This is a genomic window from Paenibacillus sp. 598K (assembly GCF_003851045.1).
Classification (GTDB): domain Bacteria; phylum Bacillota; class Bacilli; order Paenibacillales; family Paenibacillaceae; genus Paenibacillus_D.
This window is the reverse complement of the sequence record NZ_BFBX01000300.1, coordinates 1-590: the sequence shown is the minus strand read 5'-3', so window position 1 is coordinate 590 and position 590 is coordinate 1. Positions and strand designations below refer to the sequence as shown.

The 590-nt window shown below is 61.5% G+C and carries 2 protein-coding genes; both read left to right on the top strand.

The window, feature by feature from the left end:
* Positions 1–267 (top strand): aldehyde dehydrogenase family protein (locus PA598K_RS38575; RefSeq protein ID WP_260405770.1); only part of this gene is annotated, 267 nt, incomplete at its 5' end.
* A 39-nt stretch (positions 268–306) separates the two neighbouring features.
* Positions 307–590, top strand: a 284-nt coding sequence (locus PA598K_RS35160) for a Gfo/Idh/MocA family oxidoreductase (RefSeq protein WP_185602439.1), incomplete at its 3' end; no start/stop codon positions are given.

The following is a 590-nucleotide window of genomic DNA, read 5'->3' as shown; positions in this document are numbered from 1 at the left end:
GCGACGCTGGAGGAGGCGATTGCGCTGGCCAATCGCTCCGAGTTCGCCAACGGCGCTTGCCTGTTCACGCAGGACGGCAGCGCTGTAAGACAGTTCCGCGAGACGATCGACGCGGGCATGCTCGGCATCAATCTGGGCGTCCCGGCGCCGATGGCGTTCTTCCCGTTCTCGGGCTGGAAAAAGTCGTTTTACGGCGATTTGCATGCCAACGGCGGCGACGGCGTCGAGTTCTATACGCGCAAAAAAATGGTGACGGCGCGCTGGTAGCGCCCCATACGACAGCAGCAGGAAAAGGAGCATACAGCCATGACTAAAATCAGAATCGGCATTATCGGAGCCGGTCGCATCGGCCGCATTCATGCGGAAAATCTGGGGCGGCTGCCGCATGCGGAGGTCATCGCGATCAGTGATCCCTTCGCGGACCAGGCTTTGCGCGACTGGGCGAAGGAGCTCGGCATCGGCATGGTGTCGACGCAGAGCGAGGACATCCTGCAGAGCCCGGCGATCGATGCGGTGCTGATCTGTTCGCCGACCGACACACATGTGACGCTGATCAGGCAGGCTGCCGCCGCAGGCAAGCATATTTTCTG